Annotated in this window: 12 protein-coding genes and 2 pseudogenes; 6 read left to right on the top strand and 8 right to left on the bottom strand. The window is 69.9% G+C overall.

Features of this window, described 5'->3' with window-relative positions:
- Together ACZ6N8_RS14905 and ACZ6N8_RS14900 are read right to left on the bottom strand one after the other, a co-directional pair.
- Positions 1–897, bottom strand: a complete 897-nt coding sequence (locus tag ACZ6N8_RS14905; protein ID WP_466010304.1) for an SIS domain-containing protein — start codon at positions 895–897, stop codon at positions 1–3.
- A complete protein-coding gene (locus ACZ6N8_RS14900; protein WP_466010302.1) occupies positions 873–1,892 on the bottom strand; it encodes a 1-phosphofructokinase family hexose kinase in 1,020 nt (339 codons plus the stop codon). Before ACZ6N8_RS14900 ends, ACZ6N8_RS14905 begins: the two co-directional genes overlap by 25 nt.
- 390 nt (positions 1,893–2,282) lie before the next feature.
- On the opposite strand from ACZ6N8_RS14900, the gene ACZ6N8_RS14895 reads away from it, so the two are divergent.
- The 5 genes and pseudogenes from ACZ6N8_RS14895 (at position 2,283) to ACZ6N8_RS14875 (ending at position 7,926) form a co-directional block, all read left to right on the top strand.
- Entirely contained in the window at positions 2,283–3,356 is a 1,074-nt protein-coding gene (locus ACZ6N8_RS14895) for a right-handed parallel beta-helix repeat-containing protein (protein ID WP_466010300.1), read from the top strand.
- A gap of 27 nt (positions 3,357–3,383) precedes the next feature.
- On the top strand, positions 3,384–5,735 hold the full coding sequence (locus ACZ6N8_RS14890; RefSeq protein WP_466010298.1) for a family 20 glycosylhydrolase: 2,352 nt from the start codon (positions 3,384–3,386) through the stop codon (positions 5,733–5,735).
- A pseudogene (locus tag ACZ6N8_RS14885) lies at positions 5,717–6,313 on the top strand (LamG domain-containing protein); the annotation flags it as partial. The gene ACZ6N8_RS14890 and the pseudogene ACZ6N8_RS14885, both read left to right, overlap by 19 nt.
- Before the next feature lie 336 nt (positions 6,314–6,649).
- Positions 6,650–7,735 (top strand): annotated as a pseudogene (locus ACZ6N8_RS14880) (RICIN domain-containing protein); the annotation flags it as partial.
- An 8-nt stretch (positions 7,736–7,743) separates the two neighbouring features.
- Positions 7,744–7,926: an RICIN domain-containing protein gene (locus ACZ6N8_RS14875; protein WP_466010296.1), complete on the top strand. Its 183-nt coding sequence runs from the start codon at positions 7,744–7,746 to the stop codon at positions 7,924–7,926.
- Positions 7,927–7,999: 73 nt separating this feature from the next.
- Here ACZ6N8_RS14875 and ACZ6N8_RS14870 read toward each other — a convergent pair whose 3' ends face one another.
- From ACZ6N8_RS14870 to ACZ6N8_RS14860, 3 genes are all read right to left on the bottom strand, one after another.
- Entirely contained in the window at positions 8,000–10,774 is a 2,775-nt protein-coding gene (locus tag ACZ6N8_RS14870) for a discoidin domain-containing protein (protein WP_466010294.1), read from the bottom strand.
- 144 nt (positions 10,775–10,918) lie between these two features.
- The gene (locus ACZ6N8_RS14865; protein WP_466010292.1) at positions 10,919–11,698 is read right to left on the bottom strand and encodes a DeoR/GlpR family DNA-binding transcription regulator; all 780 of its coding nucleotides are present in this window, start codon (positions 11,696–11,698) and stop codon (positions 10,919–10,921) included.
- 213 nt (positions 11,699–11,911) lie between these two features.
- On the bottom strand, positions 11,912–14,251 hold the full coding sequence (locus ACZ6N8_RS14860) for a beta-galactosidase (RefSeq protein WP_466010290.1): 2,340 nt from the start codon (positions 14,249–14,251) through the stop codon (positions 11,912–11,914).
- A gap of 329 nt (positions 14,252–14,580) precedes the next feature.
- Here ACZ6N8_RS14860 and ACZ6N8_RS14855 point away from each other — a divergent pair, with 329 nt between their 5' ends.
- Entirely contained in the window at positions 14,581–16,335 is a 1,755-nt protein-coding gene (locus ACZ6N8_RS14855; RefSeq protein WP_466010289.1) for an exo-alpha-sialidase, read from the top strand.
- A gap of 64 nt (positions 16,336–16,399) precedes the next feature.
- On the opposite strand, the gene ACZ6N8_RS14850 is transcribed toward ACZ6N8_RS14855, so the two are convergent.
- From ACZ6N8_RS14850 to ACZ6N8_RS14840, 3 genes are read right to left on the bottom strand one after another with little or no spacing between them, the layout of a single operon-like run.
- Entirely contained in the window at positions 16,400–17,017 is a 618-nt protein-coding gene (locus ACZ6N8_RS14850; protein WP_466010287.1) for a malonic semialdehyde reductase, read from the bottom strand.
- Positions 17,014–17,574 carry a flavin reductase family protein gene (locus ACZ6N8_RS14845; RefSeq protein WP_466010285.1) on the bottom strand — a complete coding sequence of 187 codons (561 nt, stop codon included), beginning with the start codon at positions 17,572–17,574 and terminating at the stop codon, positions 17,014–17,016. Before ACZ6N8_RS14845 ends, ACZ6N8_RS14850 begins: the two co-directional genes overlap by 4 nt.
- Complete coding sequence (locus ACZ6N8_RS14840) at positions 17,571–18,905, bottom strand: LLM class flavin-dependent oxidoreductase (protein ID WP_466010283.1); 1,335 nt, start codon at positions 18,903–18,905, stop codon at positions 17,571–17,573. The genes ACZ6N8_RS14845 and ACZ6N8_RS14840 overlap by 4 nt, the downstream gene beginning before the upstream one ends.
- Between the last annotated feature and the right edge of the window lie 6 nt (positions 18,906–18,911).

The following is an 18,911-nucleotide window of genomic DNA, read 5'->3' as shown; positions in this document are numbered from 1 at the left end:
TCAGACGGCCGGCGCGGTAAGGATGACGGCCCGGGTGAGCAGCCGGGGGTGGTCCGGGTCCAGGCCGCGACGCGTCGCCAGCTCGACCGCGAGCCGCTGCGCGGTGGTGAGGTGCGCCATCGCGTCGACGTCCTCGTGCACCACTGTCGCGCCCGTGGCGGCCAGATCGTCGAGGAGGCCGGGCACCACCGGCCCGAAGATCCAGACCACGGACCGGTCGCCCACCACGCTTATCGGCCCGTGCCGGAACTCCATCGCCGGGTACGACTCGGCCCACACCTGCGCCGCCTCGCGCAGCTTGAGGGCGGCCTCGTGCGCGAGGCCCACGGTCCAGCCGGTGCCGAGGAAGGTGAACTGGTCCCGGCCGGCCAGGGCCGGGTCGAGTGGCGTGCCGAGTTGGGCCCGCGCCTGGGCGATCGGCTCGGTCAGGTCCTGCCCGAGACCGGCGCGCCAGAGGGCAAGCGCGGTGGTGGCGAAGCGGGTCTGCACCACCGACTCCTCGTCGGCGAAGTCCAGGACGACGCAGTCGCTCACCAGCCGGGTCACCGGCCGGTCGGCGTCCGTCGTGAGCACGGTCGAGCGGCTGCCGGGCGGCAACTGTTCGAGGAGCGCGATCACCTCGGTGGTGGTGCCGGAGCGGGTGATGGCGACAACGCGGTCGTACCGCCGGCCGGCGGGGAACTCCGAGGCGGCGAAGGCGTCGGTCTCCCCCTGGCCCGCCGACTCCCGCAGCGCCGCGAAACTCTGCGCCATGAAGTACGACGTGCCACAGCCGACGACGGCTACCCGTTCGCCGGGCTTGGGCAGGGCCCGCGCCACCTCGGGTCGAGTGACCAGGTCCGCGGCGCGACGCCACGTCTCGGGTTGGGTGGCTATCTCGGAGGCGACGTGCGACACGGTTCCTGCTCTCTGTCGGTGTGGTGCTCTTCCAGGCTTTCCACTGTGGTTCCGGCGAGCAGCCGGGAAGCCATGCCGTCGTCGTACCCGCCCGCCCACGGGCAGGCCACGGCCGCCGCCGCGACGGCCGCCCCTCGGGCGAGGACGTCAGGCCACGGCGCGCGGGTGACGAGCCCGTACGCGAGCACGGCGGCGAGGGCGTCGCCGGCGCCTGTCGGGTTGCCGGCGATCCGTTCGGGCGCGCGGGCGGCGTGGACCGTTTCGCCGGTGACCGCCACGAACCCGTCCGCGCCACGGGAGACGACACCGGCGCTGGCACCGAGCCGGACGAGCAGGTGTGCCACCGCCACGGCGTCGTCGCGGGTGCGTACCGGGCGGCCGAGCAGCTCCGCCGCCTCGTGGGCGTTCGGTTTCGCGAGCGTCGGCGCGGCGGCCAGCGCGTGTCTGAGCGCCGGCCCTTCGGCGTCCACGATGGCCTCCGCGCCACCGGCCCGGGCGATGGTGACGAGATCGGCGTACGCGGTGTCGGGCACGCCCGGCGGCCGGCTGCCGGACAGCACCACCACCCGCGCCACGCGGACGCGCTCCGCGAACATGTCCCGGAACGCCGCCCACTGCGCCGGCGTGACGTGCGGGCCGGGTTCGTTGAGGACCGTCGCCGTGCCCTGCGCGAGGACTGTCACCGTGCGGCGGGTCTCACCCCCGAGATGGACGAACTGCGCCGGTATGCCGGCTGTCGCCAGTTCGGCCTCGATGTGCTCGCCCGCGGCGCCGCCGAGCAGGCCGAGGACGATGGTCTCGGCGCCCAGTTGACGCAGGACCCGTGCGACGTTGAGGCCCTTGCCTCCGGCCCGGGAGACCACGCTCGTCACCCGGTGCGACGTGTCGGGCACCAGCTCGGGCACGGCATAGGTGATGTCCAGGGCCGGATTGAGCGACACCGAGAGGATCAGGTCACCGCTGTCGCGGGTCTGCGGGGCACCGTCTGCGGTCATCCGGGTGATCCGCCCCTTCCGAAGGGTGCCGGCTGCACGAGCACTCATGATCTTTCATGACACGATGGCCACAGAATCAATCACGATGTTGCAGACCCTAGGATCTGACCCTGCCGGCGTCAAGGCCCACCCACCACGCTCGATCCCCTCCATGCGGACGAAAAGCCGGACGTGCCGTCGACCGACGACGGCAGCGGGAGCTCATTGCCGATCCGGCCTGCTGGTTGCAGAAAGTTGCAAGCGCGTCGGCGCGGTGCCCGGCCCCGTCGACCGATCCGCGACCCGGTCTTCACGACGGCACGGCTGACACCTTGACGGACGTCGATAACACTCGTAAGTTCGTCCGACATCTGACGTAGGACATTCGCAGCTGCTGTCCGAAGGGCCACCATGACCACACGAATCCCCCGCCGAGCGGTCACCGTGGCGGGTGCCGTCGGCGCCCTCGCCGCCGTCGTACCGCCCGGCCGGGCCGACGCCGCGATCGCATCGACGTCCCTGCCGGTCCTCGGTGTCTCCGACGACTGGAACGACGTCCTCGCCCGCACACCTCAGGTGCAGCTCGCACCCGGCGCCACGTACACCCTGTCGGCGACCGTCGCCCTGCCCGACCGCTGCCTCATCGTCGGCAACGGCGCGACTGTCACCGTCGCCAACGACCAGACCGGCGCGCTGTCCGTAGCGGGTCGCAGCAACGTGACCATCAGCGGCGTCCACTTCCTCGGACGCCAGACCAGCCCGGTCGACTCGGCGCCGCAGTTCGCGCACGTCGGCGTCCGGATCAGCCGCAGCACCGGCGTACGGATCCTGGACTGCGACTTCACGAACTGGCGCGGCGCCGGCCTGACGGTGACCGGATCGGCGGCGGACGACTACTTCGGCTACCGGCTCAAGGTGGGCGGCAACGCCTTTCACCGCTGCTACTTCGGTGTCTCCCTGGCCGACCGCAGCGAATACTCGCAGCTGACCGCGAACAGCTTCACGTCCTGCCGACTCGCGATCTGGAACTCGTCGGGAAACTGGACCGTCAACGACAACGTCGTCGTCGGCTGCTACGGCGCCTACTACTCGTACGCCCAGACCAGCCCGTACGGGACGCTCACCAGTGACAACTGGGGGCACGGCAGCCTGACCGGCAACACCATCAACCACTGCAACGGCGGCGTACCCGTGCGGTGGAGCACAGCGCTGTCCTTTCCGATCGGCGGCGTCGCTCGCAATCCGGGCACCGGTGTGGTCGTCGACGGCGTCCTGCCGCCGATCTTCACCGGCAACACCCTCTGGTACAGCGACATCCGCGCCACGAACCTTGTGGGCACCCGCTGGATGCTGTCCGGCTGCACCCTGTCGAATCTCACCGTCAGCTGCACCGGCACGGCTCCGGTGCACCTGGTGGGCACGCAGGCCAACAGCGGCGGCCTGCCCGTGCTCCAGGGAAACGTCAAGGATCTCCTGCCGCTCTGAGCGTTTCCCGACCGGAGGTACCCGACAGTGTTCTCCACCCACAAGAAACGACTTCTTCTCGCACTCGCCGCGCTGCTGGCGGGCATGGGGCTCCAGGTCCCGTCGGCGGCGCGCGCGGCCAACCCGGCACCCCAGGTCGCGCCGAGCGTCCGGGAATGGACCGGCGGGACGGGGACCTGGACGCTGACCACAGCGTCCCGGATCCTGGTGGACCCGGCACACACCACCCAGTTGTCGACGGCGGCGACGTCGTTACGCGTCGACCTCGGCGCGATGAGCGGAGTCGACGTACCCGTCATCTCGTCGGCGACGCCGGGCACCGGTGACATCCTGCTCAGCCTCGCCACAAGCGATGCCGGCATCGGTGATCAGGGCTACCTGATGACCATCGGTTCGCAGGTCGTGGTCCGTGGAAACGCCGCGGCCGGTGTGTACTACGGGACCCAGGCCCTCCTGCACATGCTCAAGCAGAGCGCGACGGCCACCACCGTGCCGGCGGGAACCATTCGCGACTATCCGCAGTACCGCGAGCGCGGGGTGATGCTCGACGTCGGCAGGCACTTCTACGAGATGGACTACCTGGAGAACCTGCTGCGCCGCATGGCGTGGCTGCGTCTGAACACGCTGCGCATGCACTTCACCGAGTGGAACGGGTTCCGTCTGCGCAGCGACAGGTACCCCGGTCTGGCCTCCGCCCAGTCCTACAGCAAGGCCGACCTGCGCCGGATGCAGGACGTCGCCAAGCGGTACCACATCACGATCGTTCCCGAGATCGACCTGCCCGGGCACGCGACCGCGATGACGACGTACGACCCGTCGATGCGGTTCTCCTGCCCGTCGATGGACAACGCGCCCTGGCCCGGTGGATCGAACGGCGGCTGGACGCTCAACCTGACAAAGGACTCCGCGCGAACGTTCGCCATGAACCTGCTGTCGGAGTTCGTGCCGCTCTTCGACGGTCCCTACTTTCACATCGGCGGCGACGAGTACCAGAACGACGCCGCCAAGAACAGCTGCCCCGAGCTGGTCAGCTACGCACAGGCGCGGGGCTTCCCGTACACCGGTGACGTCTTCACCGAGTTCATGAACCTGATGAACGACAAGGTGCGGTCGTACGGCAAGACGACCCAGCTGTGGAACTGGTGGGAGACGAACGGACAGCAGACCAGCATCAAGCCGTCGACCAGCATCGTCCTCACGCCGTACACCGGGTCGTTGAGCTACTTCTACAACCTGGGCTACACGGTGGTCGGCGTACCGGAGAGCACGTTGTACGTGACTCCCGGGCTCAATCTCCACGTCAACACGAAGAACGTCTACGAGAGCTGGACGCCGGACCAGAACGCCAAGGTCAACGGCTACCAGATGGCCCGCTGGTCGGACGCTGTGGAGCACCAGACGGACGAGTGGTTCGACCAGTACGCGAAGCGGCCGACCGAGGTCCTCGCCGAGCGTCTGTGGGGCGGCCCGCGATCGAGCACCGTTGAGGCGTTCTTCACCCGGGTGGACGCGATCGGGAACGCCCCTGGCGTACCGAGCGTGGTCCAGGTCAACGACAACACCACGGGAACCGGCGACAACCAGTTCAGCTACTCGGGCACCTGGCAGTACGGGACCAACGGCGCCCGGCAGTTCCAGGGCGACGACCACTACAGCAGCACGCTCGACAGCGCGTACCAGGTCCGGTTCACCGGAAACAAGATCAAGCTCTTCGCCGCCCGGGCGGCGAACCACGGGCGGGCCGGCGTCTCGATCGACGGCGGCCCGGAGACGGTGGTCGACCTGTACTCCCCCACGCGTGTGGACCAGGCGATGGTCTTCACCAGTGGACCGCTGGCGCAGGGCTCGCACGTCCTGCGGGTGCGGGTGTTGAACAGCAGGAACGCCAGTTCGTCCGGCACCGCGGTCACCGCGGACAAGGTTGAGGTGTCCCGGGCGGCGACCCCGGCCGCGGCCTTCGACCCGTCGACCGAGTACCGGGTCGTCAACCGCAACAGCACCAAGGTGCTCGAGGTGCCGGCGAGCAGCGGAGACGGCGCGAACGCCATCCAGTGGTCGAGCAACGGTGCGGCGCACCAACGGTGGACTCTCGTCGAGGCTGGCGGCGGCTACCACCGCATCGTCAACCGCAGCAGCGGCAAGGTGCTGGACGTGTCCGGCTCATCCACCGCCGAGGGAGCGAGCGTCGTCCAGTGGACGAGCCACGGCGGCGCGAACCAGCTGTGGAGCGTCATTCCGGTCGGAACGCAATACAAGATCATCAACCTGGGTTCCGGCAAGGCGCTCACCGTGGCCAGTGCCGCGACCGGTGACGGCGCCGCAGTCGTCCAGTCGACCTACCGCGGAGGTACCGAACAGCAATGGGCCATCACCCGATGAACGTCCGACCGGAGGCGGGACGCCGTCCGGCGGCCCGCGCCGGCACCGCCGCGACAGCCGCGCTGGTGCTCCTGCTGAGCCTGCTGATGCCGGCCTCCGCCGGGCACGCCGCGGCCACCATGACGCTGAACTACGCGGTCAATCAGGCCTTCAACGGCAGTAGCACCTTCGTCGACAGGTCCGGCGACGTGGCCAGCGTGGCGAACCTGACCCAGGGGGCGATCGCGGTCCGGTTCCGGTCCACGAGTCCCGCCGTCGCGAAGACCTTCTTCAGCGCGTCGCACACCGCCGACGAGTCCAGCAACCTGTCGTTCTCCCTCAACGGCGGATCGGTCTACTTCGAGAACCGGGAGAACGGGGCGTACGCCACCCAGGTGACGTCCACCGGCGGCCCCTACAACGACGGCGTCTGGCACACCGCCATCCTGACCGTCGGCACCGAGGGCACCCGCCTCTACGTCGACGGATCGGTGCGCGCCACGCATCCCTCCACCAGGTTCTTCGCGAACGTCCGTGACCTCGACGGCATGTGGATCGGCCGCAACGTCGACGCACAGGGAGCCCAGTGGCACTACAGCGGTGACCTGGACTACGTGCGCGTGTACGGCACCGCGCTGTCGGCGGGCGAGATCAACGACCTCAGCATGCGCATCGACTACACGATCCCGTTCCTGGACCTCAAGGACGACACGCGCCGTCAGGTGCTCACCGACCGCCAGGCCGGGCAGTACCTCGGGCACCCGGATTCCGTCCTGCTCGACGACGGGCGCACGATGTTCGCCGTCTACCCCATGGGCCACGGCACCGGTCAGATCATCCTGAAGCGCAGCGACGACGGCGGCCGCACCTGGACGGGTCGGCTCCCCACGCCGGCGAGCTGGGCCACCAGCAAGGAGACGCCCACCCTCTACAAGGTGGTCAAGCCGAACGGTACGACCCGACTGCTGCTGGTCAGCGGTCTTCCGGCGAGCCCGGGCGGGTTCAAGACCGCGTACTCCGACGACAGCGGCCGGTCCTGGTCGGAGTTCACCCACCACTTCGCCGACGCCGGCTTCGCCGGTTTCGTCGCCCACGCCACCCTGGTCCGCCTCAGGAAGGCCGACGGGTCTTGGGACTTCCGCTACCTGGGCGTCTTCCACGACGGCGGATACAACAACTGGAAGACCTACCTGACCTTCGACGCCGCCGGCAACGCCGTCTGGAGCACGCCGACCCGGCTCCTCGCCGCGCACAACACCATCGAGAAGTACGCAGGCCTCTGCGAGATCGAGATCATCCGCTCGCCGGACGGTCGCCAGCTCGCGCTGCTCGCCCGGGCACAGCACAAGCGCACCAACGCCATGGTCGCGTTCTCGAACGACGAGGGAAACACCTGGACCGAGCCGCGCGAGATGCAGGGCGCCCTCATGGGCGAACGACACGCCGCGACGTACGACCCGGCCTCCGGTCGGCTCGTCATCACCTTCCGCGACATCATCCGCAACAGCGTGAGCAACACCGGCGCGTGGGTGGCCGGCGACTGGGTGGCCTGGGTCGGGACCTACGACGATCTGGTCAACTCCCGCGAGGGGCAGTACCGGGTGCGGCTGTTGGAGGACTTCACGCCCTCGGTCAAGAGCGGCGACACGGGCTACGCGGGCAACGTGGTGCTTCCCGACGGCACGTTCGTGCTCACGTCGTACGGATACTTCGACCCGGCCGACACGAGCTATCCGTACATCATGACCGTCCGGTTCAGCCTGAAGGAACTCGACGCACTGAGCGGCTCGTTCGACCCGAACGCGAGCTACACGCTCACGAACCGGGCCAGCGGGAAGGTCATGGAGGTCGCGGTCGCCGCGCCAGGTGACGGCGGCGATGCCGTCCAGTGGGCCGACAACGGCGGCCAGCACCAGAGGTGGTCGATAGTCCCCCTCGGCAACGGGTACCACCGCATCGTCAACCGCCGTAGTGGCCGCGCCCTCGACGTGGCCGGCAGCTCGACAGCGGACGGCGCCGACGTGATCCAGTGGACGTACACCGGCGCGGCCAACCAGCAGTGGCGCATCACGCGGGTGGCACCCACTTCACCATCACGAACCGCAACAGCGGTCGCGTCCTCGATCTCGACGGAACGATCACGGACAACGGCGCGGACGTCGTCCAGCGGACCGCCAACGGTGCGGCCCGCCAGCAGTGGTCGCTGTCCTAGTCGGCACGTAGTTCCGGCTCGTGGTCCGTCGGACAGGGCGCCGCCCCGTCCGACGGACCACGGCCGTTCGGGCTCAGCCCCCCGACGCCAACGCCCTTCCGGTGATCGTCAGGTCGGCCACCGTCGTCCAGGGCCCCCGGGCGCCGGCCTCGGTCAACGCCCGCAGCCGCACGTACCGGCCGTTGCGGGCGGCGCCGAACGGCACCACCTTCTGCGTCGACGTGTCGACGAAGGTCCCCGACGCCACGGCCGTGCCCCAGTTGCTCGGGCTGTCCGAGACGTAGACCTCGTAGCGGCCGATGCGGCCGTTCACTCCCCCGTCCTGCCGTGGCAGGTACCGCAGCCCGTCCACCTGGTACGTGGCGCCCAGGTCGATCTGGATCTCGTGCGGCAGGGGGGCGGCGGTCGACGACCAGGCGGTGTGCCAGAACGTGGCCGGATCATCGTCGAAGGCGTTGGTGGCCGCGCCGTTCTCCGCGCTCGTCTCCGCGCTGTCGGCGTAGACGAGCCGCCAGTTGTCGTTCGGGATCGGTGGCGGCGTCGTGCTCGTGCCGGGGACCGGCAGCACGGCGCCGTCGATCCGGGTCTGGAACGCGGTGCTCCTCGCACCGGCCTTGATCCACAGGATCCCGTCCGCGTAGAACCAACCGCTGCTCGCCGAGTCGTACGCGGAGCGCGTGCTCAACCTCGGCAGCGTCTGGCCGGCGACCGTGACCGCCTGCGCGGCGGCCGACAGGTGCACGCTGAACTCGTAGGAGCGCGACGACGGCTTGCCTGCGTACGCACCTGTGGACGCGCCCACGTCCACGGTGACAGTTCCGGTGCCGGACGCCGGCGCCGCCATCCGTACCTGCTGGGTGGCGTAGGCGCCGTCCCGGTAGGCGCGGGTGATGCCGTCGTCCTCGTAGAGCGTGAAACTCGACGCGCCGCGCGGATACAGGTCGTAGGTGAGCGTGGAGACCGGCTTCTCGCCCGTGTAGTTCATCTGCGGCCACATCGGCACGATGGAGCCACCCTTGACGAACAGGGGCAGCCGATCGAGCGGTGCGGCGTACCCGTTCAGCGTGAGCGGCCCCTGGTACACCCGCCCGGTCCAGTAGTCGGTCCAGGTGCCGGCCGGCAGGTAGATGCCGTCGCGCAACTCGGTGTCGGAGACCACAGGCGCCACCAGGAACGCGTCGCCCGCCATGAACTCACCAGACGTGGCGTTGCCCCGGGCGACCGGGTCGTTCGGGTACTCCAGCACCAGTGCCCGCGTCGCCGGCACGCCTGTCACGCTTGCCACCCGGCTCATCGTGTAGTGGTACGGCATCAGCCGCATCTTGAGTTGCAGGTAACGGCGGTTGATCGACAGGTACGGCTCGGCGTAGCGCCAGGGCTGCTTGTCCTGGTAGCCGGGCGCCGGATTGGTCGCACCCCAGCCGGACATCGTCATGAACGCCGGTGTGAACGACTTCCACTGCAGGTCCCGCACGTAGGTGTTCGGGCTGCCACCGAAGATCCCGTCCACGTCGCCGGTTGCGTAGTTGAGGCCTGACAACCCGGCGCCCGCGACGGCAGGCACGGTCCACCGCATGTCGTCCCAACTGCCGTACGTGTCACCGGTCCAGACGACGGCGTTGCGCTGGGTGCCGGCCCAGCCGTCGACGGTCCACACGTAGCGGCGGGCGTCGGAGTTCCGCTCGATGCCGTCGACCGCCTGCTGGACACCACGGAACGCGTTCTGGTAGCCGCCGCCGACCCAGGCGACGTCGGTCTTCACGCCACGGGTGCCGGCGGTGCCCACCTCGTAGTCGATCGACGACAGGCCGGTGGAGGTCCACAGGCCGGTCTGGAATCCGAGCGCCTTGGCACTGGCGACTGTCGCCCCCAGGTCGGCGTAGCCGCAGCCGTACCCGTCGTTGGGCAGGAACCACCCCGACGGCATGTCCTTGGCCCGGGCCTCCCGGGCGTACGACAACACGTCGGGAGTCCGCTGGTGCCCGGCCCGGTTGTGGTCGCCCTGGTAGGCCGGGTTGGACGCGTTGAAGCAGTCGGCGTTGCCGAGTTCGAGGCCCCACATCGGGCTCAGGAACGGCTTGCCCGTCACGTCGGTGTACGCGCCGAGCACGGCCTTGAGCGAATCGCCCACGAAGTAGTACGCGTCGAAACGTTCCTCGTTGTGGGTGGTGGTGACCGGTGCGGTGAAGCCGTACGAGCCGGGCGCCCACGTGTTGCGCAGGACGCCGTAGCCGTTCGTGGACAGGTAGAAGGGCGCCGGACTGGCGTTCGTGTTCTCCCGCCACCTGTTGTCCACGGCGACCGGCACCGTCTTGTCGCGCAGCGCCCACTCCCCCAGGCGCAGGCCGGTGCCGTAGAACTGCTCGTCCGCGTCGCGCGCCAGGCGCTGCGTCGTACGGCCGGCGGACCAGTCGAGCGGTTGCGACTCCCGCCAGACCGGCCGCCCGTCCGGGCGCTGGACCTGCATCGTCAAGGGGTCCTTGTTGATCCGGATGACAACCGCCGCGGTGGCGATGCGGAAGGAGCTGCCGTCGTCGGTCACCGTGCTGGCGACGCTGCCGAAATCGGTGCGTACGGTGATCTCGTTCGCGGCCGGTTCGGTGAACGTGCCGTTGGGTGCGGCCCAGACGCGGAAGATGTCGGCGCGCGCCAGCGTGAGCCGGATGCGGGCGGCCGTGCTGGTGGTGATGGTGTACGTGTTCCCGGCTCGGGTGATGCCGGTGGCGCGCCCCGGTGTGGCCGCGCGGGCGGGTACGGCGTGCAGCATCGCGGCGAGCAGGGCGAGGACCACGATGGCGGCCCGGACGGTGGTACGGCGGCGAGGGGCGGGCAGCGGTGACCAGATCATCGTTTCTCCCGGTTGGTGAGGGACGATGCGGCCCAGACATTCACGAAGGCCGATAAGATGGGATGCTGCACCCGCTTGACTCAAGATGCAAGAATCAGCCCGAAATTTTGCATCGGGTTCCATCTTTGCCGAGCGCAGCGCCCGTCAGACCTGGAGCACCTTGACCCCGGCCTGCTCGATGAGGCCGACCTTCTCCGGGTCCGCCGACTTATCGGTGATCAGGGTGTCGATGTTGCCGAGCGGGCAGATCCGGTTGAAGCTCCGCCGGCCCAGTTTCGAGGCATCGGCCACCACGATCGTCCGCGCGGCGCTGGTCACCATGACGTGGTTGATCGCCGCCTCGCCGTCGTTGTGCGCGCTGGCGCCGTGCTGGTGGTCGATCGCGTCCACCCCGAGCACGACCACGTCCAGCGCCACCGACGCGAGCATCGTCTCGGCGATCCGGCCCACCAGCTCGTACGACTGCGGGCGGGCCGTCCCGCCGGTGAGCACCACCCGGATGTGTGGTCGCACGATCAGCTCGTTGGCGATGTTCAACGCGTTGGTCACCACAGTGACCTCCGGCAGCTGCCCGTCCGGGTCGGTACGCAGCGCGAGCGCCCTCCCCACCTCGGTCGTCGTGGTGCCACCGTTGAGCCCCACGGTGCTGCGCGGTGGGATCAGCGCGACGGCGGCGGCGGCGATGCGCTGTTTCTCCGAGGCCTGCCGCACCGCCTTGTAGCGCAGCGGCAGGTCGTAGGACACGTTTGTGACCACCACTCCGCCCCGGGTGCGCGTCACCAACTGCTGGGTGGCGAGCTCGTCGAAGTCACGTCGGATGGTCGCCGTGCTGACGCCCAGCTCACGGGCGGTGGACTCGATCTCGAGCTGGCCCTCGACCGCGACCATCTCCAGGAGCCGGTGCCACCGCTCGCGCTGGTTCACGTCGCACTCCGGTCGCTCGGCCCGCCCATACGGCCATCTTTGCATCTCTGATGCAACGTCCGTACCGCACCACGACCGAGGAGACAGCCCACGGGAACGACGAGGGCCGGTGGGCGATCCCGCGCGGCCGCCGCACCGCGACTGGTCGCCCACCGACCCGTACCGTCCCGGCCCGACCGGTGGCCGGGCCGGCATCATGTCGCCCCGCCGTCGTCAGGCCGGCGTGAGCCGCCAGTGCTGGGAGGCGCTGCCCGTGTCGCTCTGCTGCACGATCGCGGCCCCGTTCGTCGTCGCACCGCCGGCCACCGCGAGGACCTTGCCGGTCTGCACGTTCACGAGCTTCACGAACTCACCGGACGCGGTGACGACCCGCCACTGCTGGTTGCCCCCGCCGGTCGCGGTCCACTGGATGACCCGCGCCCCCTCCGCCGTGGAGCCGCCCTCGACGTCCGCGAGCAGATTCGAGCTGACGCTCGTCATGGTGGTGACGCCGCCCACCGCGCCGGCCATCAGCCACGCCTGGTTGGCTCCGCCGTTGGGGGTCCACTGGATCAGCTGCGTGCCGGTGACCCGGGACAGGTCCGGCACGTCGAGGGCCTTGCCGCTGGCCCGGTTGACAACCGTGTGGCGCACGGCGCCCGACTGGCCGCTCAGGGTGGCTTCGAAGGTGATCGGCTGCGCCTGCACCTGGTGCAGGTCGAAGACCACGATCTCGTTGGCGCCGACCCGCAGCCACGGCGCCGGGCAGTAGAGCCTCTGCTGCGGCCCCACCTTCCAGTAGCGGCCGAGGTTGCGCCCGTTGACCCAGACCACGCCCTTGGTCCACCGGGACATGTCGAGGTACGTGTCGCCGGTCTGGGTGAGGTTCACCGTGGCCTTGAAGAAGATGCCGGGCCGCGAGCTGTTGCCGATGACCGGCCGGAGCCCGGCCACGAACGCCTCGTCGATGGGCAGCAGATGGGTCTGCCAGTTGGTCAGCGTGCCAGTCAGGGCGCCCGCGTCGACAAGCGACACCCGCTCCGTGATGCCCTTGCGGTCCACCAGAGCCTGGCCGAAGTTCGTCCGGCCCATGCCCTCCACGAGGATGTCGAGCGTGGGGCTGCCACTCGCCGAGGTCCTCAACGGCAACGGAGCGTCCTGCACCGTCACCCCGAGCGGCGTCGTGTAGGCCGCCGGAAGGCTGCTGCGGGACAGCCCACCCTGGTAGACGCCGTCGAGGAACACCGTCGCGTAGTCGCGTACCGACCTGATGTCCAGCGTGCCCCTGGTGTAGCCGGGCAGGACGCGGCGGTAGAGCATGAAGCCGGAGTTCTGGCCGTACATTTCCATCGGTTGTGGATTCGTCTGCGTCGGCAGCGCGGCCGGCAGGTTGTCCCACAGCGAGGCGTACGGCGCCGGCAGGACGGCCTGGCTGCCGGTCCGCACGATGGTGGGGATCGGCGCGGGTACGGCCGGCAGCGTCACCCCGAGGGCGGTGCCGATGATCTCGCGGTAGGTCGGATACAGCCGCGACGGGCCGCCCTGTTCGTCGATCGGCGCGCCGTAGTCGTAGGTGGTGATGTCCGCCTGGTAGCCCGACCCGTTGTCGGCGGCGTTCGCGCCCGCGGAGTAACCGAAGTTCGTGCCACCGTGGATCATGTAGAGGTTGAACGACAGCCGGCCGGCCATCAGCCCCCGCAACTGGCCGGAGATGTCGGTGTTCGAGCCGGCGAAGCCGCCGTCGCCCCAGTGGGTCAACCAGCCCGGGTAGAGCTCGCCGGACATGGCCGGAACCGTCGGGAACGACTGTCGGGCCGCCGCGATTGCCGCCGCGTCACCGCCGCTGAGAGCGATCGCACCGCCGGTGACGACCGTCCGGTTGCCCTGCACCTGGCCGAGGCCGTCCTCGGTGTAGAAGGGTCCGGTGATCCCGGCCCGCAGCCACAGTTGCCGTAGCTCCTCGAGGTAGACGACGTCGTTGCCGTACGACCCGTACTCGTTCTCGATCTGGACCATCAGGATCGGTCCCCCGTTGCCGACCATGAGCGGCTTGACCAGAGCGGCGAGAGCGTTGACGTAGCGCGTGACGGCAGCCATGTAGTTCGGGTCGGCGGCGGTGCGGACACGCAGCCTGATGGTCGGGTTACGCAGCAGGTACGGCGGTAGGCCGCCGAGGTCCCATTCGCCGCAGACGTAGGGGCCGGGGCGCAGCAGCACGTACATGCCTTCGGCCTGGCACAGCCTGATGAAGCCGGCGATGTCGCGTCGGTCGGTGGTGAAGTCGAAGACACCGGGCCGCTCCTCGACGTGGTTCCACATCACGTAGATGGCGATCGTGTTCATGCCCATGGCCTTGGCCATCTGGATCCGGTGACGCCAGTACTGCACAGGGATGCGGGCCGGGTGCATCTCGCCGCTGCGGATCTGGAACGGCTGGCCGTCGAGCAGGAAGTTGCTGCCATCGGCGGAGAACCCGAAGGTCTGCGCGGCGGCGGCACTGGCCGGGCCGCCCGATGCCAGCATCGCCGCGAACGGACTGAGCACGCCCAGGGTGAGGAGTTGACGCCGTTGCATGGTGTCTCCTTCGGACAGGCATCGTCGGCACGCCGGCGGCGCTCACGGCCGGGGGCGGGCCGGATGCCGACGCGATGACAACGGTCGATGTGTGTCGAGCCTGCCAGACCACGCAACATGATGTAAATATCTGAGGCAACTTTGCATCTTTGATCAGAGTTGTCGGCTGACGGGTAGGTCCACTGCGGACCGGAGGGCGTTTGGCCACGCTCGCTCGTCGATCTATTGACGACCCGCGCGTCGCCCTTTACCGTCTCGACATCAGATATCCGACGTCTTATGCCCTGGGTTTCCCCTGCCCGACCCTCCGTCCCGGAAGGACATCCCCCGTGTCTCCTGTCCGAGCACTACCGCGCCGTGTGACAGCGGTCCTGGCCGCCGTCCTCGGCGTGGCCGCGATCCTGCCCGCCACACCAGCGCACGCCGCCCCCGCCGGTGTGAGCGCCACCGCCAGCGCCGACTGCACGACCGGCCGGCTCAACCTGCGGCTCACCAACGGCAGCACCACCGCGCAGACCTTCACCGTCACCTGGCCGGGCCGCACCAACTCCCCCTGGACCCGGACGGTCGCCGCCGGCAGTAGCAGCAACGAGCTGTACTGGACCCTCCCGGCGGGCACCGCGTACACCCTGCGCACGACCACCCCGACGGGCCTGGACGACACGTCGGCAGGCATCTTCCACTGCGGCACCGGCATGTCCGCGGTGGCCAGCTACGACTGCACCGCTGGGCGGCTCCAACTCGCGCTGGAGAACCGCACCACGACCGCCCGGGACTTCACAGTGGCCTGGGCCGGGCGCACCGGATCCCCGTGGGTCCGCACCATCGCCGCCGGCGGCAACTTCATGCACTACTGGACCGTCGGCGCCGGCACCGCGTACACCCTGCGGGTCACCGCCTCCGGTTTCGACACCACACTGCGCGGCACCGCCGGGTGCGGCCTGGCCGCCGGCACCCCGCAGATGAACGCCACCACGGTCATCAGCACCCAGTCCGTCATTCGCAACCTCAACGGCCCCAACGGTCGCTACGACGGCACTGTCGCCTCGGTCCGCATCCCGGGCATGGCCGTGACCAACAACGGCACCGTCATCGCGGTCGCGGACGCCCGGGTCAACGGCCAGTACGACCTGGGTGGCGGCACCAACAACATCCAGATCGCGATGACCCGCAGCACCGACGGCGGACGCACCTTCGACCAGCCGCGGATCATCCACGCCCCCGCCACCACGAGCGAGGGATCGGGCGACCCGAGCCTGCTGGTGGACCGCAACACCGGCGTCGTCTACTGCTTCTACACCTACTCCCCCAAGCCGGGCATCAGCTTCTGGTCCGGTGCCACCGGCCTGAACACCGCCGACGACCCGAACAGCCTGCACCTGCAATACATCACCAGCCGGGACAACGGCGCCACCTGGAGCGCCCCGGTCGAGCTGAACCCGACGATCAAGCTGCCGACCTGGCAGCAGGCGTTCTTCTCCTCCGGGCACGGCATCCAGACCAGTACCGGACGCCTGATCCAGCCGTTCGTCTACCGGGACGCGGCGGGTCTCACCCAGACCGCCAACGTCTACAGCGACGACCACGGCGTGACGTGGCGACGGGGTGGACCCGCCGGCGGGAACATCAACGAGAGCAAGGCCATCGAGCGCGGCACCGGGGCGATCGTGCAGAACATGCGGCACAACAGCACCCGTAGCCGGTTCTACTCGACGTCCACCGACGGCGGCGTGACGTTCGGTGCGGCCACCGCGAGCACCTTGCTGACCGACCCGCTGTGCAACGCCGACGAGGTGTCCTACCTGCGCCCGTCCGAGGTGGGTACGAACGGCGCTCCGGTACGCACCCGTACCGCCCTGTTCAGCAACAACGCGGCCCCGTCCGCCCGCAACGACCTCACCGTCCGGCTGTCCACCGATGACGGCGCCAGTTGGCCGGCCCGGGCGCTGGTCAAGCCGGGCGCCGCTGGTTACTCAACGATGGCCGTGCTGAACGACGGCACGATCGGCGACCTGTACGAGGTCGGCGGCACCGGAGGCATCTTCTTCGCCCGCTTCACCCTCGACTGGGTCAAGGGAGCCTGACCCGCAACCCCTCCGCCCCCGGTGCTGGCGCTACGCCGGCACCGGGGGCGATCCCGTTCCTCACTCAGTCGTCGAGGGTGCGGACCACCTCAGCGGTGTCCAGCCGGGGCAGACGCGCCGGCCCGGTGTGCGAGCCGGGGTGCCCGAGGTTGAGCAGGAGCAGCACCTCGTGCCGACCGTCGGGGAAGAACTCCCGCCGCACACCCGCGACGTCGAAGCCCGCCATCGGACCGGCGGCGAGACCGGCCGCGCGGACGCCGACGATCAGGTAGCCGATCTGCAGGGTCGCGCTGAAGCGGGCCTGCTCGACGCGCGCCGCCCGGTCCGCGAGCCACTCGCGGGCCTGTGGGCGGTGCGGATACAGCTCAGGCAGCCGATCGTGGAAGTCCACGTCGGCGGCGAGGATCGCGGTCAGCGGAGCGGCCGCCGTCTTGGCCCGGTTGCCGCTTGACAGGTACGGCAGCAGCCGGGCCCGGGACTCCGGCGAGCGCAGCAGCAGCACCCGCAGTGGCTGACCGTTGTACGCGGTCGGCCCGTACCGGATCAGGTCGTGGATCGCCGCGACCTGCTCGTCGGTGACCGGCTCGTCGGTGAACGCCTCGGCCGTACGGGCCTCTCGGAACAGCAGATCCTGCGCGGCCCGGTCCAGCGCGAGCAGCTCGGACGTGGTCGGTGCGCTCACGCTGGCACCGCCGTGGTGTAACCGCCCGAGTGGTGCACGAGAGGCGCGCCGTCGCCGCCGTCGCCGAGCGCCAGCGGTTCGGCGATCACCAGCGTGTGGTCACCGGCCGGGACCCGGTGCACCACCCGGCAGAGCAGCCGGGCCAGCACCCCGCCGAGCAGCGGCACCCCGAACGGTCCCGGCGTCCAGTCCGGGTACGCGGCGAAGCGGTCGATGCCGCTGGTGGCAAAGATGGTGGCTGCGTCCCGCTGCCCGTGGGCCAGCAGGTGCACCGCGACGTGCTCGGCGCGGGCCAGCACCGGCCAGCTCGACGACGCCACCCCGAGGCAGAACGAGACGAGCGGCGGGTCCAGTGACACCGAGGTGAACGACGTGGCGGTGAACCCGGCCCGCAGCGGCGCTCCGATCCCGCCCAGGCAGGCCGGGTCGGTTGCCCGCGCCACGGCGGTGACCACCGTGACGCTCGTGGCCTGCCGGCGCAGCAGCACGCGGAACAGGTCCCGGTCGACGGGGCGCAGCTCGGCGGCGTCCGCCGTCGGACGCTCCACGGTGGTCATGCCGGCACCAGGCTCGGCGCGGCGTACGTGCTTGCCGGTCGGGGCAGCCCGTAGTGCTCGCGCAGGGTCCGCCCGGTGTACTCGCTGCGGAACAGCCCTCGGGCCCGCAGCACCGGCACCACGTGGTCGACGAAGTCGGCCAGGCCGCCGGGCAGGTGCGGCGGCATGATGTTGAAGCCGTCGGCGGCGCCCTGGGTGAACCACACCTCGATCTGGTCGGCGATCTGTTCAGGGGTGCCGGCGACGACCCGGTGGCCCCGACCGCCGCCGAGCCGGCCGATCAACTGCCTGATGGTGAGCTGTTCCCGGCGCGCCAGCTCGGTGACGAGCTGGTATCGACTCTGGTGCGCCTGCACGGTGTCGGAGTCTGGCAGCTCCGGCAGCGGCCCGTCCAGTGGCAGGCCGGTGAGGTCGAGGCCGAGCATCCCGGAGAGCTGGGCGAGGGCGTACTCGGGGACGATCAGCTCCTCCAGCTCGGCCGCGAGCGCCAGTGCCTCTGCCTCGGTGCCGCCGATCACCGGCGCGATGCCGGGCAGGACCTTCACGAGGTCCGGGTCGCGGCCGGCGGCGGTGACCTGCCGGCGCAGCTCGGCGTAGAACCCCTGCCCGTCGGCGAGGGTCTGCTGGGCGGTGAAGACCGCCTCGGCGTAGCGGGCGGCGAAGGCGATCCCGTCCGGCGAGGAGCCGGCCTGCACCAGCAGCGGCCGGCCCTGTGGGCCGCGGGGGATGTTCAGCGGGCCCCGGATCTGGAACTCCGGCCCACGGTGGGCCACCTCGTGCACCCGCTCGGTGTCGGCGAACACGCCGGCGGCGGTGTCGAAGACCAGTGCGTCGTCCTCCCAGCTGTCCCAGAGCTTGATCGCCACGTCGACGAACTCGGCGGCCCGCCGGTAGCGGTCGGCGTGCTCGGGGTGGCTGTCCCGGTTGAAGTTGACCGCCTCGCGTTCCTGGGCGGAGGTGACGATGTTCCAGCCGGCGCGTCCGCCGCTGAGGTGGTCGAGCGAGGCGAACTTGCGGGCGACGTGGAACGGCTCGTTGTACGTGGTGGAGACCGTCGCGATGAGACCTATGTGTTCGGTCACCGCGGCGAGCGAGGCGAGCAGGGTCAGTGGCTCGAAGACGGCCTGGATGTTGTGCCGGGGGTTCGGCCCGACCGACAGCCCGTCGGCGAGGAACAGCGAGTCGAGGGTGCCGCGTTCGGCGATGCGGGCCAGTTCCTGGAAGTGCCGCACGTCGGTGACCCGGCGCGGGTCGGTGCGGGGGTGACGCCAGGCCGCCTCGTGGTGGCCGACGCCCATCAGGAACGCGTTGAGGTGCAGGGTTCGAGGCATGAGAGT

Source organism: Micromonospora sp. NPDC047521 (assembly GCF_055587305.1).
The sequence above is the reverse complement of the archived record's forward strand: the minus strand, read 5'-3'. Positions and strand labels throughout refer to the sequence as shown.

Coding starts and splice junctions, on each gene's coding strand:
- ACZ6N8_RS14900 (WP_466010302.1), bottom strand. CDS start 1,892: ATGACCGCAGACGGTGCCCCGCAGACCCGCGACAGCGGTGACCTGATC.
- ACZ6N8_RS14895 (WP_466010300.1), top strand. CDS start 2,283: ATGACCACACGAATCCCCCGCCGAGCGGTCACCGTGGCGGGTGCCGTC.
- ACZ6N8_RS14870 (WP_466010294.1), bottom strand. CDS start 10,774: ATGATCTGGTCACCGCTGCCCGCCCCTCGCCGCCGTACCACCGTCCGG.
- ACZ6N8_RS14860 (WP_466010290.1), bottom strand. CDS start 14,251: ATGCAACGGCGTCAACTCCTCACCCTGGGCGTGCTCAGTCCGTTCGCG.
- ACZ6N8_RS14845 (WP_466010285.1), bottom strand. CDS start 17,574: ATGACCACCGTGGAGCGTCCGACGGCGGACGCCGCCGAGCTGCGCCCC.
- ACZ6N8_RS14840 (WP_466010283.1), bottom strand. CDS start 18,905: ATGCCTCGAACCCTGCACCTCAACGCGTTCCTGATGGGCGTCGGCCAC.